Genomic DNA, 16,473 nt, shown 5'->3' with positions numbered 1-16,473 from the left:
TTCAGTCTTTACGCATCTTGGAGAGGAATTGAGCCACGCGCGGCAGCGCCATGCCCTTGTCGGAGAAGAATTCTTCGGTCGGCAGGTCGGCGATGAGCGTGCCCTTGTCGAGGAAGGCGATACGCGAGGAAATGGAGCGCGCGAATTCGATCTCGTGGGTGACGAACACCATCGTCGTGCCGCCCTTGGCGAGCTTGGCCAGGATCGACAGCACTTCTGACGTCATCTCGGGATCGAGCGCGCTGGTGACCTCGTCGAGCAGGAGGTAGCTCGGCTTCATGGCGAGCGCCCGGCAGATGCCGACGCGCTGGCGTTGGCCGCCGGACAGCTGCGAGGGAAAGGCGTCGGCACGATCGGTCAGCCCGACCGACTGCAACAGCTCGCGTGCTTCGGTCTCGGCCTGCTTGCGCGGCACCTTCAGCACCTCGACCGGGGCGAGCGCGATGTTCTGCACCGCGGTCATGTGCGGATAGAGATTGAACAGCTGGAACACCGTGCCCGAGCGCTTGCGCGCCTCGCTCAGCTCGCGCGGCTTCGAAACATCGAAACCGTCGACCGTGATCTTGCCGGCATCGATCTTTTCCAGCCCGTTGATGCAGCGGATCAGCGTCGACTTGCCCGAACCGGACGAACCGAGCACAGAAACGACTTCGCCCTGGCGGATTTCGAGGTCGACGCCGTCGAGCACGGTGGCGGCGCCAAAAGATTTGCGTAGGCCCGATACGCTGATCATCAGAGACCTCTCCATGCCGTATGCGCCCTGAGCCGCTTTTCGAAACGGCCTCCGGCGTAGGCGACCAGCTTTGCGGTCAGGTAGTAGAGCGCGCCGACGGCGGTCCAGACGAGGAACGGCTTGAGCGTGCGCAGGTTGAGGATGTTGCCGACCTTGGTCAGGTCCATGACGCCGATCACCGAGATCAGCGAGGTGACCTGCAGCTGGTTGACCAGGAGGCCGGTGAGCGGGCCGATGGCAAAGGCCGCGGCCTGCGGTGCGATGACCCGGCGCAGGGTCTGCCAGCGCGTCAGGCCAAAGACACGCGCGGCCTCGATCTGGTCGCGGCCGACGGACTCGATGGCCGAAACGGCGATGACATAGATGAAGGCAGCACTGTTGCCGGACAGCGTGATGACAGCGGCTTCGGTCGGTGTGACATTGATCTTGAAGAAGGCCGGCAGGCCGAAGAACACCAAAAACAGCTGCACCAGCACCGGCGAGTTCTTGAGCAGCTCGGCGACGAAGGTAACGATCTGCATCAGCACCGGCACGCGGTAGAAGCGGATCACTGCCCAGGCCGTGCCGATGACGAGGCCGATCAGCGTGGTCGAGACGAACAATGCCAGCGAGACACCAAGGCCTTGCAACAGAAGGATGATGTCGAACGGCGTGAAGTCCCCGTAACGCATCAGACCGCTCCCTCTTGCTGGTGGCGATTGAGGTGGCGGTGCAGCATGCCGATGAGGATCGATACGGCATAGGTCAGCGCGGCGTAGGCGACGAGCAAGACGAAATAGACCTCGAACGGCCTGAACGTGTTCGATGCCACGATCTTGGCCGAGCCGGTCAACTCGTTGAGCGTGATCGTCGACAGGATCGACGAGGTCAGGATCAGGTTGATGAACACCGATCCGAGCGGCCGGATCGAGGCGCGCAGGGCAATCGGCAGGATGATCTTGCGGAAGATTGTACTCTTCCTCAGCCCACTGACCTGCGCTGCCTCGATGATACCAGGGTCGATGGCCAGGATGCCCGAGCGGATGACATCGGAGGTGAAGGCGCCGCCCGCGACTGAAAGGGCGACGACGCCGGTGGTGAAGGCATCGATGTAGATGCCGATCTCGGGCAGGCCGAAATAGAAGAAAAACAGCTGCACGATGAAGGGGATATTGCGGAAGATATCGACATAGATCGCAGCGACCCTGTTGAGCAGCGGCGAGGCCGATGTCCGCATCGCACCGACGGCAAGGCCGAGCACAAGCGAGCCGATGACGGCAAGCGTACAGGCCTGCAGCGTCAGCCACGCCCCTTCCAGCAGGAAGGGGATGTGCTTGGCGAGGATCGACAGGTCGAACTTCAAGCGGGGCTCGTTCCCAAGAGTGAAACCGGTTTCACTTTGCAAAACGACCAACCCGATGTCAACGCCCGGGCGATCTGCAAATCTGCTTTTTCACACGATGAGCGAAGGGTCGCGCGGCACCTGAACTGTGCGCTGATGCCGCGTTCGCAGCCTAGAAAACGACAGCCGCCGGGCGAACCGGCGGCGGCTGGACGCTTATGACCGGCAGTACCTGGGGAACCGCTTCAGTTAGCCGGCACTAGGACAGGCTCCGGGGCCGGCTCGACCACTATCACCGGCTCAAGCTCGGGCTCTGGCGCCGCAGCCGCAGTCTCTGTCGGCAGCGTAGCCTTGATCTCATCGATCTTGCCGTAAGCCTCGCCGACGCCGAGAACATCCTTGGCCCAATCCATCACGTCGTCGTTCAGATAGTCGTCGCCATATTCGGCAACGCGGTTGGGATTGGCTGCCGCCAGCAGGGCTTCCCTCAGATCCGCTTCCGTCGTCCCTTCGGCCGCCGCATCAGCGGTAGCCTGGGCATCGTCTGCGGCCTGATCGGCGGCTGCCAGGTCATCGGCAGCGGCGATTGCATCGGCCAAGGCCTGCTTCTCGGCATTGAACGCGTCGAGCTCCGACGGATCGGCCGGGAGCTCCAGACCGTTCAACTCATCAAGGCGCGCCTGCAGCGCATCCGTCGTCGGATCGGCGATCGGAGCACTGCCGTCAAATGGCTCGATGGCAGCGATGGCCGCGTCGAAGGCAGTCTGCGCCAGTGCTGCCTTTTCGGCCGCAGCGGCAAGCGCCTCCGCTGCCAGATCCGCCTTGGCGGAATTGAGCACATACTCCCTGACGAGAGCCATGCGCGGCGACTGCGAATTCAGATAGGCGTGGTAGTTCCGCTTGAGGGAATTGAGGCCGGCCAGGCGGGCATTCAGGTTCTTTTCCTTGACCGGCTTCACCGCCGGAACCTCCACGGAAGCCGGCAGGACTTTGGCCACAGACTTCGGCTTCTGATTTGCCTTGGCATTCTTCGGCGTCGTGCGCTTTGCGCCGGTGGCGGCCGCCTTCTTGGTCTGCCCGCCGCCGAACAACGATTTCATCAGCCCACCTGCGGAAGCAGTCTGGACACTGCCGCCCGATCTGGTCTTGCCGGCTGCGGACGCCGACTTGCCATTGGACGAGCCACCGCCCCTGCCACCGCTGTTGCCCCGATCGTTGCCACCACCGTTGCCACCTCCGTTACCGCCACCATTCTCGCTCTTGGCATAGGCTGAGGTCTTGGCGATACCGACGCCGGCCCCAAGGTCGAGCTTGACCGGCAAAGCGCTGATCGCGAGCGCAGAGGCCGCGCTGACAAGAAGCTTCCTGCTGTATTTCACCGGATTTTCTCCCTCTCTCGGTGCAAAGATCGAATCAAGCCCACGCCACATTAGGTTCCGGCCATATGCCCGCCAGCCACTATGTGTTGCAGCGTGAAACGCTTTGTGGCGCACGCGCCAAATTTCATGCTCCGATGTGTAGAAAACCACATGGCCTGCCCCACGGCTGCGGGACATTAGGGCATGCTGACATTTCAGGAATTATTGCCGGGATCGTTAAAATGCCAACGATCTCGATACATGTCGCGAAGCCACCGCGGCTCCGCCAGCCTCAGGCATTGAGGCTGGGCTTGCCGCCGTCTTCCGACATGTCGGCGAACTCGATGCGATTGCGGCCGCGCGCCTTGGCCTCGCTGAGGCGGTCGTCGGCATGGCGGAACATATCGTCGAACTCGACCTGGTCTTCGAACAGTACGGCACCGACGCTGACCGACAGAGGCAGTTGCCGAGCACCCGGCTCGAGCACCGTGTCGGAGACAGTGCCACGGATACGCTCGGCGACGCGCTCGGCGTTCTCGCGGCTGGTACCGGGCAGGAAGATGCCGAATTCCTCGCCGCCGATGCGACCGACCAGATCGCCCGCGCGCACCGAGGCCTTGATCGTTCCGGCGACGCTCTTCAGCACCTCGTCGCCCCAGGCATGGCCGAACTTGGCGTTGATGGCGCGGAAATCATCGATCTCGACGACCAGCAGAGCACCCTGACGGCGACCGCCTGATGCCGAGCTGCCGCGGAAAGCATCGATCAGATTGGCGAAGACGCCGCTGTTGAGGCAGGAGGTGAGCGCGTCGGTCGACGACAGCCGGCTGACCTCGGATTTCAGCGCGCCGAACTTGCGCCGTTCATTGGCAACGATGGTGAGCAGCGGTGCAGCGACCAGACCGGCAACGACACCGGCGCCAATCACGCCGCGCCAGAATACCTGGTCGCCCTGGCCCTGAAACAGGATTGCCGCGGCCCCTGCCGCAACAGCCACGCAAGCGGCCGTGCCGAGCAGCGCATAGCGGGCAACCGGCGCCCAGCTTCGACCCGCATTCCCTGCACCAGAATTGTCCACGCCAGATCCCTCCGCTCTCATGTCGAATCGATCTACCCGTTGAGAATGAAACATTCCCTCCGTGAATACGAACAATTTGACGGATTTGCCGGAAAGTAGCCGAAGCTGGCGCTTTTGAACAGGCCCAAGCCATTTTGCGGCGTCGATTTGTGCCGATCAATCCGGCGGGCCGAACACCCCCATGCCGGCCTTCCGCGCCACCTCTTCGGCCTTTTCATAGCCACCACCGGGCAGCGCATGCGCCCAGCCATTGGAAACGAGCCATGCGCCGACATCCTGCTTGCCGATCCTGCAGGCGGCCGCCACCGGTTGCCGCTCGGCCGGCGGAAACACCTGGCACAGAGGTGCGCGGCCGCGAAGCCAGTACCTGAAGGCGAGCATGGCGCGCTCGCCGCAACGCCAGGCAACCCCCTCGAACCGGCAGGTCTGGCCAGGGTCGATCGCCTCGGCGCCGGCAACAAATATGACGTAGCCCATCGCCTCGAACGAGGCCGAGGATGTCACCACGGGACGATACAGCAGCGTGCCCTCCCAGTCGTCAGGCCCGACCCGCTTCGGCGGCGGGGCAAGCCCGAGATCCCCGAGAGGTGGCCTTGCCTCGATACGCTCCAATTGGAGCCTGGCGACTTCGGGAGGCGCGACAATGTCGGGTGCGATCGATCGCGCCGGGCTCGGCGGCACCTCGGCGACGGCTATTCCAGCGCCCTGATGTCGAGGCGACGGCAACGACAGCGTTTCGGCCGGCACGCTTTCAAGTACCGGCTGCGGCGGCAGATGTACGCTTTTCGCCGCCATGATCGTCACTGCGACAGCGCTGATGGCCATAGCCGCTCCGGCGTGAACCAGCATCCTTCGCGCCATTGTCATAAGACCGGCCCTCGCCCGCACCGGACCGCCAAGGTTTCAGATCTGCTGCTTGCCATCGCCCGGCTGTTCGCACTCCTCCGCTCAAGGTCAACAAGGCCATGGATCGTGCGGCTGCGCCAGCCCCGGACAAAGCGAAGTAGAAAATTCTCGTAAAATTCGATGCAAAGTGTAACTCGAAGATTATCTTCCGATTACCTGCGTTCCTTTCCGATAATTTGAGATGATGTTGCTAGCTTTCACCAAAATAGGTGGGCGACATGAAAGCAACACAATCTAACGCTTCGAAGTTCGGGTTGAATATCCTTGCGGCAACGGCATTTCTTGCCGCGGCACTGCACGGCGCCCATGCCAACCAGGATTCCGATGCCGATGCTTCCGCCGCCAATCAGCCACACGCCACACGGCTTCTCGGCGGCCTGATGCTGCCGGAACCAACTGCGGCCGCGGTTGCAAACAAGCCTTTCCAGTTCGGCCAGGACTTCGACGGCTACGGCCTGGCCGTGCGCACCGCTTCGCAGGCAGACGTCACTCCCGAGGGCATCGACCCGATCAAGACGGCTGCCATCGTGCCCGGCGTGTTCGGCTCGGTCGCCATTCCGATGCGCAACTTTCCCGTCGCCGGCCGCTGGGCCAAGGTCTACAGCAAGATCGGCGACTGTGCCGACGCGACCAACTGCGGCAAGCGCGGTGCCGCATTCGCAGCCGCCGCAACTGGCGCCCGCGACAAGAAATTCATGGACAAGCTTGCCAGCGTCAACCGCGCCGTCAACACGATGATAGCCTACCGCAAGGACGATGCGGTCTACGGCAACCTCGATTATTGGGCGAAGCCGGCGGAAATACTGTCGCGTGGCGTCGGCGACTGCGAAGACTACGTCATTCTCAAGATGGCGGCGCTGATCGAAGCCGGCGTTCCGGCGCGCAGCATGTCGCTGGTTGTACTTCAGGACACCGGCCGGGGGGTGTTTCACGCAGTCCTGTCGGTTGCCACCCAAAGTGGAAACTTCATCCTCGACAATCTGAGCAACACGGTGGCCAGCGACGGCGCCTACAGGAGCTATGTTCCGCTCTATTCGTTCAGCACCGACCGCGCCTGGATCCACGGCGCGCGGCCTGGATCGGCGCAGATCGCTTCTGCAGGCGGTAATTTCGCAGCAATTGCTCCCGGAGAGGGGCCCCAGCCGCAGTAGGCGCAGGCGCTAGAATCGCTTGGCCGATTCCAGCAATTGCCGGTTGGCCCCCAAACCGCCAGCCGCCCCACCCGCGGCAGCCCTGTACACAACCCCGGCGTTTATTACGAAAGTCCGATTTAGCAACTGGATATGTAGTATTTTTGCACCAGTGCTTTGACCAAATAGCATAAATCCTCATGATTCAGCATATGGACAATCAAATTGCTGTCGATTTTCATGCGCTGCTGGATAATTGCTCACGGCGGGTACGTATAGGGATCCTGGCTGTGACCAATGTCGGGATGGAGTGGGGGAGAGTTTAGATGCAGTTGAATTTTGGGCGCTTTGCGCAGCGGCTGGCGGTTTTGTTGGCAGCGACCATGCTATCGGGCAATGGCGCAAGCGCGCTGTCGCTGAAGGAAGCGATGGCGGTGGCCGTCGAATCCAACCCCGAGATCGGTCAGGCCGTCGAGAACCGCGAAGCGATCGAATTCGAACTGCGGCAGGCGAAGGGCCTCTATCTCCCCAGCGTCGACCTGGAAGCCTCGACCGGCGTGCGCCGACTCGACAACCCGTCGCGGCGCGCCCTGTCGATCGAAGACGATGCGCTCTATCCGTCGGAAGCCGGCGTCGTCGTCACCCAGAAGCTGTTCGACAACGGCGCACGCCGCGCCGAACTGACCCGCCAGGCATCGCGCGTCGACGGCGCATCCTTCCGCGTTCTCGAGCGTTCGGAATTCATTGGCCTTTCGGTCGTCCAGGATTACCTCGAATACGTACTGCAGGCCCAGATCGTGGGCGAGGCCAAGCGCAATCTCGGCTTCCACCAGTCGATCCTCGGCGACATCCGCGAGGGTATCCAGGGCGGTGCGCTGACCGACGCCGACCGCCAGCAGGCCGAAGAACGCCTGTTCGCCGCCAAGGCGCGCGTGCAGGAAGCGTCCGAGGAACTGGAAGCGGCCAAGATCCGTTTCTTCAAGACCGTGGGCAAGCCGCTGGTCAGCCCGTCCAAGCCCGGTTCGGTGGCCAAGGCCCTGCCGCGTTCGCTCGATGATGCCATCGGCCTCGCCCGCCGCAACAATCCGCGCATCCACATGGCCAGCAGCGACATCGACGCCGCAGCTTCGCTGGTCGACGCAGCACGCGCCAAATACGGCCCCGAGGTGGTAGCGGAAGGCCGCGCCCGCGTCGGCAACGACATCGACGGCTCCGCCGACGAGACCAACGACCTGCAGGCCCGCCTGGTGCTGCGCTGGAACCTCTATCGCGGCGGCATCGACAAGGCCAACGAGCAGGAACAGATCCGCCGCGTCAGCGAGCAGCGCCTTGCCATGCATCAGGTGCAGCGCGAGATCGAAGAAGCCGTGCGCATCTCCTGGGACCGCCGCTTCCGCCAGGCCGACCTCGCCAAGACACTGCGCCAGCAGGCCGTCGCCAATGACAGGCTGGTGACCTCGTATCGCGAGCAGTTCAAGGTCGGCCAGCGTTCGCTGCTCGACGTGCTCGACGCGCAGAACACGCGCTTCAACACCGAGACCCTGGCAAACACCGCATCATTCGCGTCGTTGTTCGCCGAATACCGGCTGCTCGCAGCGACCGGCCAGTTGCTGAAGACCATGAACATCGCACCGGCGAAGCAGGCTGCCGCCTACGCCCGCACCGAGTTCAACGTGCCGGCGACCGCCGACACCGAGACCTACGCACGGACGCCGTCGGAACAGGTCAACGACATGCCATTCGACCTGCTCGCCCCGGTCAGAAAGAAGTAGGGTGTCTGCCTGACGGCAGGCCCCGTCCGTCATGAACCAGCAGACGCATATCCAGACTCCGGTCGAAGCGTTCAAATCCTGTTTTTCGGCTGTGGCTGCCTATCTCGGCCGCCCCAGTGCCGAGACAGTGCTGTTTTCCGGCGTGCCGATCTCGGAGACGAGGGTCGAAGTCCAGGAAATCCGCCACCTGGCCGAACGCATCGGCCTGGAAACGCAAGAGTTCGAACATCGCGACTTCGTGCGCGGCCGCTTCGACCTGCCGGCCATCGTCTTCCGTTCCAACCGGCTGCCCATCGCCATCCTGGCCGAGCAGAGGGATGGTGCGGAGTTCCTGACGGGACCGCAGGAAGATGGTCGCACCTCGATCTCGCGCGCCGAGTTGATGGGCGTGCCGATATCAGGCGGCGTCGGCTTCTCCATCACCTACGCCAATGCCGCCGAGGACATGACCGTCGGCACCGCGGCGAAGATAGAGCGCCCGCACTGGCTGTACGGCACGCTCGGCGCGTTCTGGCGGTCCTATTCGCGCGTGGCGCTGGCGGCGATCTTCATCAACCTCCTGGCCATCGCCTCGCCCATCTTCACGATGAACGTCTACGACCGCATCCTGCCCAACAAGTCGATCTCGTCGCTGTGGGTACTGGCGATCGGCGTGGCAACCGCCATCCTGTTCGACCTGCTGTTGAAGACGGCGCGCGCCGCGCTCATCGACCATGCCGGGCGCAAGGCCGACCTGCGCATCTCCTACATGCTGTTCGAGAAGGTGCTGAACACCTCGCTCAGCGCGCGCCCCGCCTCCACCGGCGAATATGCCAACCGGGTGACGCAATATGAGTTCGTGCGCGAGTTCTTCACCTCGAACACGGTCAGCACCTTCATCGACACCGCCTTCGTCTTCATCTTCCTGCTGGTGATCTATGCCGTGGCGAGCTGGCTGGTGGTCATCCCTGTCATCGCTTTCATACTGGCCGTTATCATCGGGCTGGTGGCGCAACAGCGCATCGGCAAGCGGGTCGCCGCCTCGCTGAACGAAGCGTCGCAGCGCCAATCGCTGCTGGTCGAGTCGATCTCGACGATCGAGACGATCAAGTCGCTGCGCGCCGAAGCCTACCTGCTGCGCAAGTGGCGCGAGCATTCCAAGAATGCCGCCAACACCTCCGAAAAGATCAAGGAGCTGTCGGCGGCGGCCGCCAACATGACGCAGTTCATCCAGCAGATGGTGACCGTGGCCCTGGTGGTCGCGGGTGCCTATGCCTTCGACAGCGGCGCCATCTCGACTGGCGCCATCATCGCGGCCGTCATGCTGTCGGGCCGCGCTGTGGCACCGCTCGGCCAGTTGGCCATGACCCTTTCGCGCTTCCGCCAGGCGACGCTGTCGCTCAAGGTGCTGAACACCATCATGCAGCAGCCGGAAGACCGGCCCGACACGGTCGGCTTCGTCAACCGCCCGATCCGGGTCGGTGCGCTGACGCTGCGCAATGTCGGCTTTGTCTATCCCGGTACCGAGACCGAGGTCCTGACGGGCGTGAACCTGACGATCAATCCCGGCGAGCGCGTCGGCATCATCGGCCGCATCGGCTCCGGCAAGACGACGTTCGGGCGGCTGGTCGGCCGGCTCTATTTGCCGACGACCGGCGAGCTGCTGCTCGACGGCATCGACATCCGCCAGTACCACCCTTCGGAGGTCCGCTCCGCCGTCGGCATCGTCGCCCAGGCCGGCGACCTGTTTTCCGGCACGATCAAGGAAAACCTCCTGATGGCGCGGCCCGAAGCCACCGACGAGGAAATCATCGATGCCGCCAAGCTGGCCGGCGTCGACGACTTCGTCTCACGCCATCCGCGCGGCTACGACATGAATGTCGGGGAGCGCGGCACCAACCTGTCGGGCGGACAGAGACAGGCGGTGGCGATCGCCCGGCTGCTGATGACGAAACCCAAGATCGTGTTCCTCGACGAACCGTCCGGCTCGATGGACCTGGCGTCCGAGCGCCAGCTGATAAAACAGCTGAAGACCGCGTTCAACGACAAGACCACGCTGATCATTTCGACCCACCGCTACAGTATGCTCGAGATCGTCGACCGCCTCATTGTCGTCGAACAGGGCCGTATAGTTGCGGATGGTCCCAAGGAAAAAGTCATTCAGGCACTGCAGAAGCCAAATAGCTGAAGGCAGTCGGTTTGACAGTGTGATTATATTGAACACGTTCAATATAACGGGGCATTGATGATAGCCAGAGAAGATAGACCGCCATTTTTCGCGTCGGCAGCGGTGCTGATCATCGCGGCATTGTTCGTGGCGTTCGTCGCCTGGGCCTCGTTTGCCGAGGTCGACGAGATCGCACGCGGCGAAGGCAAGGTCATCCCGGCATCCAAGACCCAGATCGTGCAGGCGAGCGAAGCCGGCGTGGTCCAGGAAATAGCCGTCCAGGTCGGCCAGGTGGTCAAGAAGAACGACCTCATCGTCCGCCTCGACAACACCGTCAGCACTTCCAGCCTGGGTGAACAGCAGGCAAAGGCGCGCACGCTCGGCGCACGCATCGCCCGCCTCAAGCAGGAGCAGGAAGGCCGGATCGCCGAACCGCTGGCCTGCCCGGAAAACCTGATGCAGACGGCGCCCCAGATCTGCGAGAACGAACAGAAGCTCCTGGTGGCCCGCCGGCAGAATTTCGACACCAAGCTCAACGTGCTGAAATCGCGGCTCGACCAGCGCGAAAAGGAACTCAACGAAGCCAAGGTCAACGTAACCAGGCTGACGGAAAGCCTGGCGGTCAGCGACCGGGAGGCGGCGCTGGTCAGCTCCATGGTCAAGCGCAACCTGATGGCCAAGACTGAGCAGATCCGCGTCGATCGCGAGCAGACCGAAATGCGCGGCCAGCTCAATCTCGCCGACGAGACGATCAAGAGAACCGCGGCAGCGATCGTCGAAGCCAAGCTCCAGGTCGACGAATTCGGCCTGCAACTCCAGCAGGAGGCCCTGGACGAACTGACCCAGGCGCTGGCCGAGCTTTCGGTCGTCGACGAAACCATCCGCGGCGCCACCGACCGCGTTGCCCGCACCGACATCCGCTCGCCGGTCGATGGCATCGTCAACACGCTCGACGTCAATACGCTCGGCGCCTTCGTGCAGCCCGGTGCCGTGGTCGCAGGCATCGTGCCGACCTCCGAGACCCTGCTGGTGGAGGCCCGCGTCTCGCCGCGCGACGTCGCCTTCATCCGTCCCGACCAGAAGGCGCTGATCAAGGTCTCGGCCTATGATTTCTCGGTCTTCGGCGGCCTCGACGGCAAGGTGCAGACCATCACCGCCGACAGCTTGGTCGACCAGAATACCGGCGAACCCTATTACCAGGTTCGCGTCTCGACCGACCGCTCGGCGCTGGAAAGGGACGGCAAGTCCTATTCGATCATTCCTGGCATGATCAGCACGGTGGAGATCATCACTGGGCGGAAGACCATCCTGAGCTACCTGCTCAAGCCCATCAACAAGGCACGCGACGAGGCGCTTCGTGAACGATAGCGCCACCTCGCCCGAGAGCCACGGAATCCACGTCTTTTCGACCGACGATCTGACCACCGATTTTCGCGTCGTCGTCCGCCTAGGCACCCGGCGCGGCATCAGGCTCGAGCGACTGTTCTGGAACACGCTGCGGCAACTCGCCGAGCACAACCACCTGACCATCGGCGAGATGGTGGAGGTGATCGCGCAGGCCAATGGCGATACCGCCAACCTGGCCTCGGCGATCCGCGTGGCCTGCCTGCGCTGGATGTCCGACCAAGGTGCAGCGCTCGGCAAGCTGGCCTCGCTGCGCACGATCAATGCCATTCTCGGCGCCTGCCCGGCGCCGGCCTTCGCGCTTTCATCGACCAAGAAGATCCTGACGTTCAATCCCGCTTTCCAGCACCTGGTCAGGCGCCAGCTGCCCGTCGGGTTCGGCGAAGACGCGCATCGCGATCTCAGGCTCTCGCTCGATCTCAACGTCGCCGACATCTTCGCCAAGCTCGACGCCAATGACGGCGTGCCGATCGCCAGCGGATTTGTCATCAGCGCCGCTGAGCGGCGTTACCGCGGCCAGCTCAACATCGTCCGTGCGCCGATAAAGACGCCAGAACTGCTGCTTTGCTTCGTGGTCAACGGCTAGGCGGGCGACAAAAGCGCCCACCTGATGTCCGGTTAGTTCAAATTGTAATGACCTCGGCAACAATTTGTCAGCCGCGCCGCTATCGCTTTTGACAGAGTTTTATTTTAGCAACCCCTCATTAATCACCCTACGTCATTCTGAAATCCACACATCGGGGATATCTGCTGTGAAACGCTTCATTGCGCTGATCGCATTCTCGTCTTTGCTTGCCGGAATCCAGGCAGCCCAGGCCGGGACCACCATGGAAACCAAGGGCAAGGCCTTCGCGCCGCCCGCATTCGCCTCCTTCTGCGGCCGTGAACCCGGCCTGTGCAGCACATCGGGCGGTAAGAAGGTCGTTGCGCTGCAAGCCGACCTGAAGTCGGAGCTCAAGCAGGTCAACCGCGCCGTCAACTCGCGCATCAAGGAACGCAATGACAGCGGCGACGACTGGCGCGTGCCGGTCGCCTATGGCGACTGCGAGGACTTTGCGATCCTGAAGAAGCGCGAATTGCTCAAGCGCGGCTGGCCGGCCTCGGCGCTGCTGCTCACCGTTGCGCGCTATCGCGGCGAGGGCCACACGGTCCTGACCGTGCGCACCAGCGAAGGCGATCTGATCCTCGACAATCTGACGAGTTCAATCCGCGACTGGTCGAGCACGCCCTACAGCTATTTCGCCCGCCAGGCACAAGGCAACGGCAGCCGCTGGGAGCGCATCGGCACGGCCAAGCCGATCCTGTCGACGGCGTTCGGCGGCTAGCTCTCCGAACGTCAGCCCTGACGTTCGAGCAGGATCGTCGGCTCGCCGTGATAGGTGGTCCGACCGATCTCGCGATAGCCGTTCTTCTCGGCAACGCGCAGCGAAGCGCCATTGGCTGGATCGATGATGCAGACCGTCCGGCCGCCAAACCGGCGGTCCGCCCATGCCACGAAGGCGCCGACCGCTTCGCTGGCCATGCCCTTGCCGTGCATCTCGGCGACGAACCCCCAGCCTGCTTCCGGGATGCCTTCGATCGACGGCACGATGTCGCGCTTCAGGTCGTGGAAACCGCCCTCGCCGATGAATCGGCCTGTGGCCTTTTCCTCGACGGCCCAGAAGCCATAGCCAATCAGCGACCATGACCCGGCGTGGCGCAGGAAGCGCTGCCAGCTTTCCTCGCGCGTGCGCGGCTTGGCGATGAAGCGCGTGACCACAGGATCGGCCCACATCGCGGCATAGGCCTCGAAATCATCAAGCTTGTGCGACCGCAGGATCGTGCGTTCTGTCTCGATGACAGGAATGTCGGCAAGGGCAAAGGCGGTCATCGATCAGGCTCCGTGAAACAGGACGCGGTCTATCACGGATGACGGATAAGGCAGCAGGCCAGAACGCGCCGATAGTGCCTGCCAGCTAGCCTTTCCAAGCCATCCGCATGTAGACGCCGCCGCGCTCAAGCTCTTCAAGCATCTGGTCGAGCCGCTTGCGTCGCGTCTCCGCGCGCTCGGCGCGCTCGATCCAGCCGAGATAATCGTTGCGCTGGTAGTCCGGCCGCGCCTCGTAGGCCGCAAGCACGCCGCGCGAAACGAGCTCGCTGCGGATCCAGTCCGGCATCGGGTTGATGTCGCGCCTCAGGGCCATCGGCGAAATCTGCGGGCTGTGCGCCCGACCGTCAACCGGGAGGGCATCGCTCTGCTTACAAGACAAAAGGCGGCTACTGAGCCGCAACCTCCGCTTCCGCGACTTCGATCGGGTCGATGTCGTCGAGTGGCACCAGCGGGGCCGGCTCGCTCGTGCTCTTTTCCGGTGACTTGCAGATGTCGGCGATGACGCAGCGCCAGCAATCGGGCTTGCGCGCCTTGCAGACGTAGCGCCCGTGCAGGATCAGCCAATGGTGGGCGTGGCGCATGAATTCGTCGGGGATGATCTTGACCAGCAGCGCCTCGACCTGGTCCGGCGTCTTGCCGGGCGCCAGCCCGATGCGGTTGCCGATACGCAGGATATGGGTGTCGACCGCCATGGTGTGGTGGCCGAATGCCATGTTGAGCACCACGTTGGCGGTCTTGCGGCCGACGCCCGGCAGCTCGACGAGCAGGTCGCGGTCGTCGGGCACTTCGCCGCCATGGTCGCGGATCAAGGCTTCCGAGAGCGCAATCACGTTCTTGGCCTTGTTGCGCCACAGACCGATGGTGCGGATGTGCTGGCCGACCGTCTCCTCGCCCAGTGCAAGCATCTTCCGTGGCGTGTCGGCAATGGCGAAGAGCGCCCGCGTTGCCTTGTTGACGCCGGCATCGGTCGCCTGGGCCGACAGCACCACTGCCACAAGCAGGGTGAAGGCATTGACGTGCTCGAGTTCGCCTTTCGGTTCCGGTCGCTGGACCGCGAAACGGCGGAAGATCTCCCGGATTTCATCCGACGAGTAGAGCGACCGGCGGCGCGCCGTGCGCGGCTTGGGCTTGGCCTTCGAAGCCTGGCCAAGGCCTGCAGGTGCCGTCCGCGCAACATCTTTTGTCTTGGGGTTTTTCATGGCCTCTCTATAATTAACCGGCATGAGCGAGACAAACGCCACTTTCGCCGCCGACGAGCCCTTCTTCAAGGCGCTGCTTCTGCCGCACCGGTCGCTCGGGCGCACCGGCTTCATCATCCTGATGGGCGCATTGCTGTTCGGCTGGATCGTCACCGGCGTGGTGTTCCTCAGCAATGGCGCATGGCCGATATTCGGTTTCTTCGGCCTTGATGTCGTAGCCCTTTACATCGCCTTCCGCCTCAACTACCGCGCCGCCCGCGCCCGCGAGGAAGTGAGCGTGTCGCGCACCAGCCTCGACATCCTCAAGACCGCGCCGTCCGGCAGGTCGGAGCGCTTCCATTTCAACCCGTTCTGGGCGCGGTTTGCCATATCCCGCCATGACGAGATCGGCATCACCGGCATGGCTGTCGAGTCGCGGGAGAAGAGCGTTTCGATCGGCAGTTTCCTCAATCCCGACGACCGCGAGAGCTTTGCCACCGCGTTTTCGCGCGCTTTGGCCACGGCACGGTCGCGGTGAGCAGGAATCGGGTGGGAATTCCCAATCCGGCAGCCGATATTGGCGTTCAAGGAGACATTGCCATGAACGCCCAGACGAGAATGAGCCCCATCGCCACGCTGCAACAGGACATCACGCCCGTCGGCGCCGAATACGAAACCGTACGACGGGTGATCGAAAAGATCAGCCTCGACTATCGCGACCAGCCTTCGCTCGAAGCATTGGCTGACGAAGTCGGCGAAACGCCGACCGGCCTGCAGAAGCTGTTCAGCCGCTGGGCCGGCCTGTCGCCGAAGGCCTTCCTGCAGGCGGTGACGCTCGACCATGCGCGCAAGCTGCTCGACGACGGCCTGCCGCTGCTCGAAACATCGTTCGAACTCGGCATGTCCGGTCCGGGACGCCTGCACGACCTCTTCGTCACCCACGAAGCGATGTCGCCGGGCGACTACAAGACGCGCGGCGCCGGGCTCACCATCCGCTACGGCTACCACATCTCGCCCTTCGGCGTGGCGCTCGTCATGGTCACCGACCGCGGCCTTGCCGGCCTGTCCTTCAACGACGCCGGCGAAGAACGCGAAGCCTTTGCCGACATGGCCGGCCGCTGGCCCAACGCCACCTATGTCGAGGACATGAGCGCCACGGCACCTTACGCGGCACGCGTCTTCGACCCGGCGCGCTGGCGGCAGGACCAGCCGTTGCGCGTGGTGATGATCGGCACCGATTTCCAGGTTCGCGTCTGGGAGGCCCTGCTCAAGATCCCGATGGGCCGGGCCTGCACCTACTCGTCGATCGCCTCCGAGATCGGCGCGCCGAAGGCCAGCCGGGCCGTGGGTGCCGCCGTCGGCGCCAACCCACTTTCCTTCGTGGTGCCCTGCCACCGTGCGCTCGGCAAATCAGGCGCGCTCACCGGCTATCACTGGGGCCTGACGCGCAAGCGCGCCATTCTCGGCTGGGAGGCCGGCCAGGTGACGCGCTAAGACGTCGCGCCGTCTCGCCGTCCGGCAAATGGCGAGACGGCATCTGGCAAGTGCCCGCGACACAGGATAGTTTCCGCCGAGTT

At 63.5% G+C, this 16,473-nt stretch carries 17 protein-coding genes; 8 read left to right on the top strand and 9 right to left on the bottom strand.

What is annotated here, in order from left to right:
• Position 1: 1 nt before the first annotated feature.
• From WHT83_RS07220 to WHT83_RS07195, 6 genes are all read right to left on the bottom strand, one after another.
• Positions 2–733 carry an amino acid ABC transporter ATP-binding protein gene (locus WHT83_RS07220; RefSeq protein ID WP_406873399.1) on the bottom strand — a complete coding sequence of 244 codons (732 nt, stop codon included), beginning with the start codon at positions 731–733 and terminating at the stop codon, positions 2–4.
• Positions 733–1,404 carry an amino acid ABC transporter permease gene (locus WHT83_RS07215; RefSeq protein ID WP_406873398.1) on the bottom strand — a complete coding sequence of 224 codons (672 nt, stop codon included), beginning with the start codon at positions 1,402–1,404 and terminating at the stop codon, positions 733–735. The genes WHT83_RS07220 and WHT83_RS07215 overlap by 1 nt, the downstream gene beginning before the upstream one ends.
• A complete protein-coding gene (locus WHT83_RS07210; protein WP_406873397.1) occupies positions 1,404–2,075 on the bottom strand; it encodes an amino acid ABC transporter permease in 672 nt (223 codons plus the stop codon). Before WHT83_RS07210 ends, WHT83_RS07215 begins: the two co-directional genes overlap by 1 nt.
• A 224-nt stretch (positions 2,076–2,299) precedes the next feature.
• The gene (locus WHT83_RS07205; protein WP_406873396.1) at positions 2,300–3,433 is read right to left on the bottom strand and encodes a hypothetical protein; all 1,134 of its coding nucleotides are present in this window, start codon (positions 3,431–3,433) and stop codon (positions 2,300–2,302) included.
• Between the two features lie 271 nt (positions 3,434–3,704).
• Entirely contained in the window at positions 3,705–4,490 is a 786-nt protein-coding gene (locus WHT83_RS07200) for a GGDEF domain-containing protein (protein WP_159091512.1), read from the bottom strand.
• A gap of 156 nt (positions 4,491–4,646) precedes the next feature.
• A complete protein-coding gene (locus WHT83_RS07195) occupies positions 4,647–5,315 on the bottom strand; it encodes a thermonuclease family protein (RefSeq protein ID WP_406873395.1) in 669 nt (222 codons plus the stop codon).
• Between the two features lie 299 nt (positions 5,316–5,614).
• On the opposite strand from WHT83_RS07195, the gene WHT83_RS07190 reads away from it, so the two are divergent.
• The 6 genes from WHT83_RS07190 to WHT83_RS07165 all read left to right on the top strand — a co-directional run bounded on the left by WHT83_RS07190 (position 5,615) and on the right by WHT83_RS07165 (position 13,173).
• Complete coding sequence (locus WHT83_RS07190) at positions 5,615–6,547, top strand: transglutaminase-like cysteine peptidase (protein ID WP_406873394.1); 933 nt, start codon at positions 5,615–5,617, stop codon at positions 6,545–6,547.
• A gap of 362 nt (positions 6,548–6,909) precedes the next feature.
• The gene (locus WHT83_RS07185; RefSeq protein WP_406873945.1) at positions 6,910–8,298 is read left to right on the top strand and encodes a TolC family protein; all 1,389 of its coding nucleotides are present in this window, start codon (positions 6,910–6,912) and stop codon (positions 8,296–8,298) included.
• A gap of 31 nt (positions 8,299–8,329) precedes the next feature.
• Positions 8,330–10,465 carry a type I secretion system permease/ATPase gene (locus tag WHT83_RS07180; protein WP_406873393.1) on the top strand — a complete coding sequence of 712 codons (2,136 nt, stop codon included), beginning with the start codon at positions 8,330–8,332 and terminating at the stop codon, positions 10,463–10,465.
• 57 nt (positions 10,466–10,522) lie between these two features.
• Positions 10,523–11,812, top strand: coding sequence for an HlyD family type I secretion periplasmic adaptor subunit (locus tag WHT83_RS07175; protein ID WP_108605547.1), 1,290 nt, complete (start codon positions 10,523–10,525; stop codon positions 11,810–11,812).
• On the top strand, positions 11,802–12,434 hold the full coding sequence (locus WHT83_RS07170) for a ribbon-helix-helix domain-containing protein (RefSeq protein ID WP_108605548.1): 633 nt from the start codon (positions 11,802–11,804) through the stop codon (positions 12,432–12,434). Before WHT83_RS07175 ends, WHT83_RS07170 begins: the two co-directional genes overlap by 11 nt.
• A gap of 142 nt (positions 12,435–12,576) precedes the next feature.
• Complete coding sequence (locus WHT83_RS07165; protein WP_406873944.1) at positions 12,577–13,173, top strand: transglutaminase-like cysteine peptidase; 597 nt, start codon at positions 12,577–12,579, stop codon at positions 13,171–13,173.
• A gap of 11 nt (positions 13,174–13,184) precedes the next feature.
• On the opposite strand, the gene WHT83_RS07160 is transcribed toward WHT83_RS07165, so the two are convergent.
• The 3 genes from WHT83_RS07160 to nth all read right to left on the bottom strand — a co-directional run bounded on the left by WHT83_RS07160 (position 13,185) and on the right by nth (position 14,917).
• Positions 13,185–13,718: a GNAT family N-acetyltransferase gene (locus WHT83_RS07160; protein WP_406873392.1), complete on the bottom strand. Its 534-nt coding sequence runs from the start codon at positions 13,716–13,718 to the stop codon at positions 13,185–13,187.
• Positions 13,719–13,803: 85 nt separating this feature from the next.
• Positions 13,804–14,031, bottom strand: a complete 228-nt coding sequence (locus WHT83_RS07155) for a YdeI/OmpD-associated family protein (protein ID WP_406873391.1) — start codon at positions 14,029–14,031, stop codon at positions 13,804–13,806.
• A 73-nt stretch (positions 14,032–14,104) separates the two neighbouring features.
• On the bottom strand, positions 14,105–14,917 hold the full coding sequence (gene nth, locus WHT83_RS07150) for an endonuclease III (RefSeq protein WP_406873390.1): 813 nt from the start codon (positions 14,915–14,917) through the stop codon (positions 14,105–14,107).
• Between the two features lie 22 nt (positions 14,918–14,939).
• On the opposite strand from nth, the gene WHT83_RS07145 reads away from it, so the two are divergent.
• Together WHT83_RS07145 and WHT83_RS07140 are read left to right on the top strand one after the other, a co-directional pair.
• The gene (locus WHT83_RS07145; RefSeq protein WP_406873389.1) at positions 14,940–15,434 is read left to right on the top strand and encodes a DUF2244 domain-containing protein; all 495 of its coding nucleotides are present in this window, start codon (positions 14,940–14,942) and stop codon (positions 15,432–15,434) included.
• A 62-nt stretch (positions 15,435–15,496) separates the two neighbouring features.
• Complete coding sequence (locus WHT83_RS07140; protein WP_183262983.1) at positions 15,497–16,390, top strand: methylated-DNA--[protein]-cysteine S-methyltransferase; 894 nt, start codon at positions 15,497–15,499, stop codon at positions 16,388–16,390.
• The last annotated feature ends 83 nt before the right edge of the window (positions 16,391–16,473 follow it).

The organism is Aminobacter sp. P9b (assembly GCF_045345995.1).
Lineage (GTDB): Bacteria > Pseudomonadota > Alphaproteobacteria > Rhizobiales > Rhizobiaceae > Aminobacter > Aminobacter niigataensis.
The sequence above is the reverse complement of the archived record's forward strand: the minus strand, read 5'-3'. Positions and strand labels throughout refer to the sequence as shown.

Excerpts from the sequence above, each read along its gene's own strand:
- WHT83_RS07160 (WP_406873392.1), bottom strand. The coding sequence starts at position 13,718 with ATGACCGCCTTTGCCCTTGCCGACATTCCTGTCATCGAGACAGAACGC.
- WHT83_RS07190 (WP_406873394.1), top strand. The coding sequence starts at position 5,615 with ATGAAAGCAACACAATCTAACGCTTCGAAGTTCGGGTTGAATATCCTT.
- WHT83_RS07185 (WP_406873945.1), top strand. The coding sequence starts at position 6,910 with ATGCTATCGGGCAATGGCGCAAGCGCGCTGTCGCTGAAGGAAGCGATG.
- WHT83_RS07175 (WP_108605547.1), top strand. The coding sequence starts at position 10,523 with ATGATAGCCAGAGAAGATAGACCGCCATTTTTCGCGTCGGCAGCGGTG.
- WHT83_RS07215 (WP_406873398.1), bottom strand. The coding sequence starts at position 1,404 with ATGCGTTACGGGGACTTCACGCCGTTCGACATCATCCTTCTGTTGCAA.
- WHT83_RS07145 (WP_406873389.1), top strand. The coding sequence starts at position 14,940 with ATGAGCGAGACAAACGCCACTTTCGCCGCCGACGAGCCCTTCTTCAAG.
- WHT83_RS07220 (WP_406873399.1), bottom strand. The coding sequence starts at position 733 with ATGATCAGCGTATCGGGCCTACGCAAATCTTTTGGCGCCGCCACCGTG.
- WHT83_RS07140 (WP_183262983.1), top strand. The coding sequence starts at position 15,497 with ATGAACGCCCAGACGAGAATGAGCCCCATCGCCACGCTGCAACAGGAC.
- nth (WP_406873390.1), bottom strand. The coding sequence starts at position 14,917 with ATGAAAAACCCCAAGACAAAAGATGTTGCGCGGACGGCACCTGCAGGC.
- WHT83_RS07195 (WP_406873395.1), bottom strand. The coding sequence starts at position 5,315 with ATGGCCATCAGCGCTGTCGCAGTGACGATCATGGCGGCGAAAAGCGTA.
- WHT83_RS07180 (WP_406873393.1), top strand. The coding sequence starts at position 8,330 with ATGAACCAGCAGACGCATATCCAGACTCCGGTCGAAGCGTTCAAATCC.
- WHT83_RS07155 (WP_406873391.1), bottom strand. The coding sequence starts at position 14,031 with ATGGCCCTGAGGCGCGACATCAACCCGATGCCGGACTGGATCCGCAGC.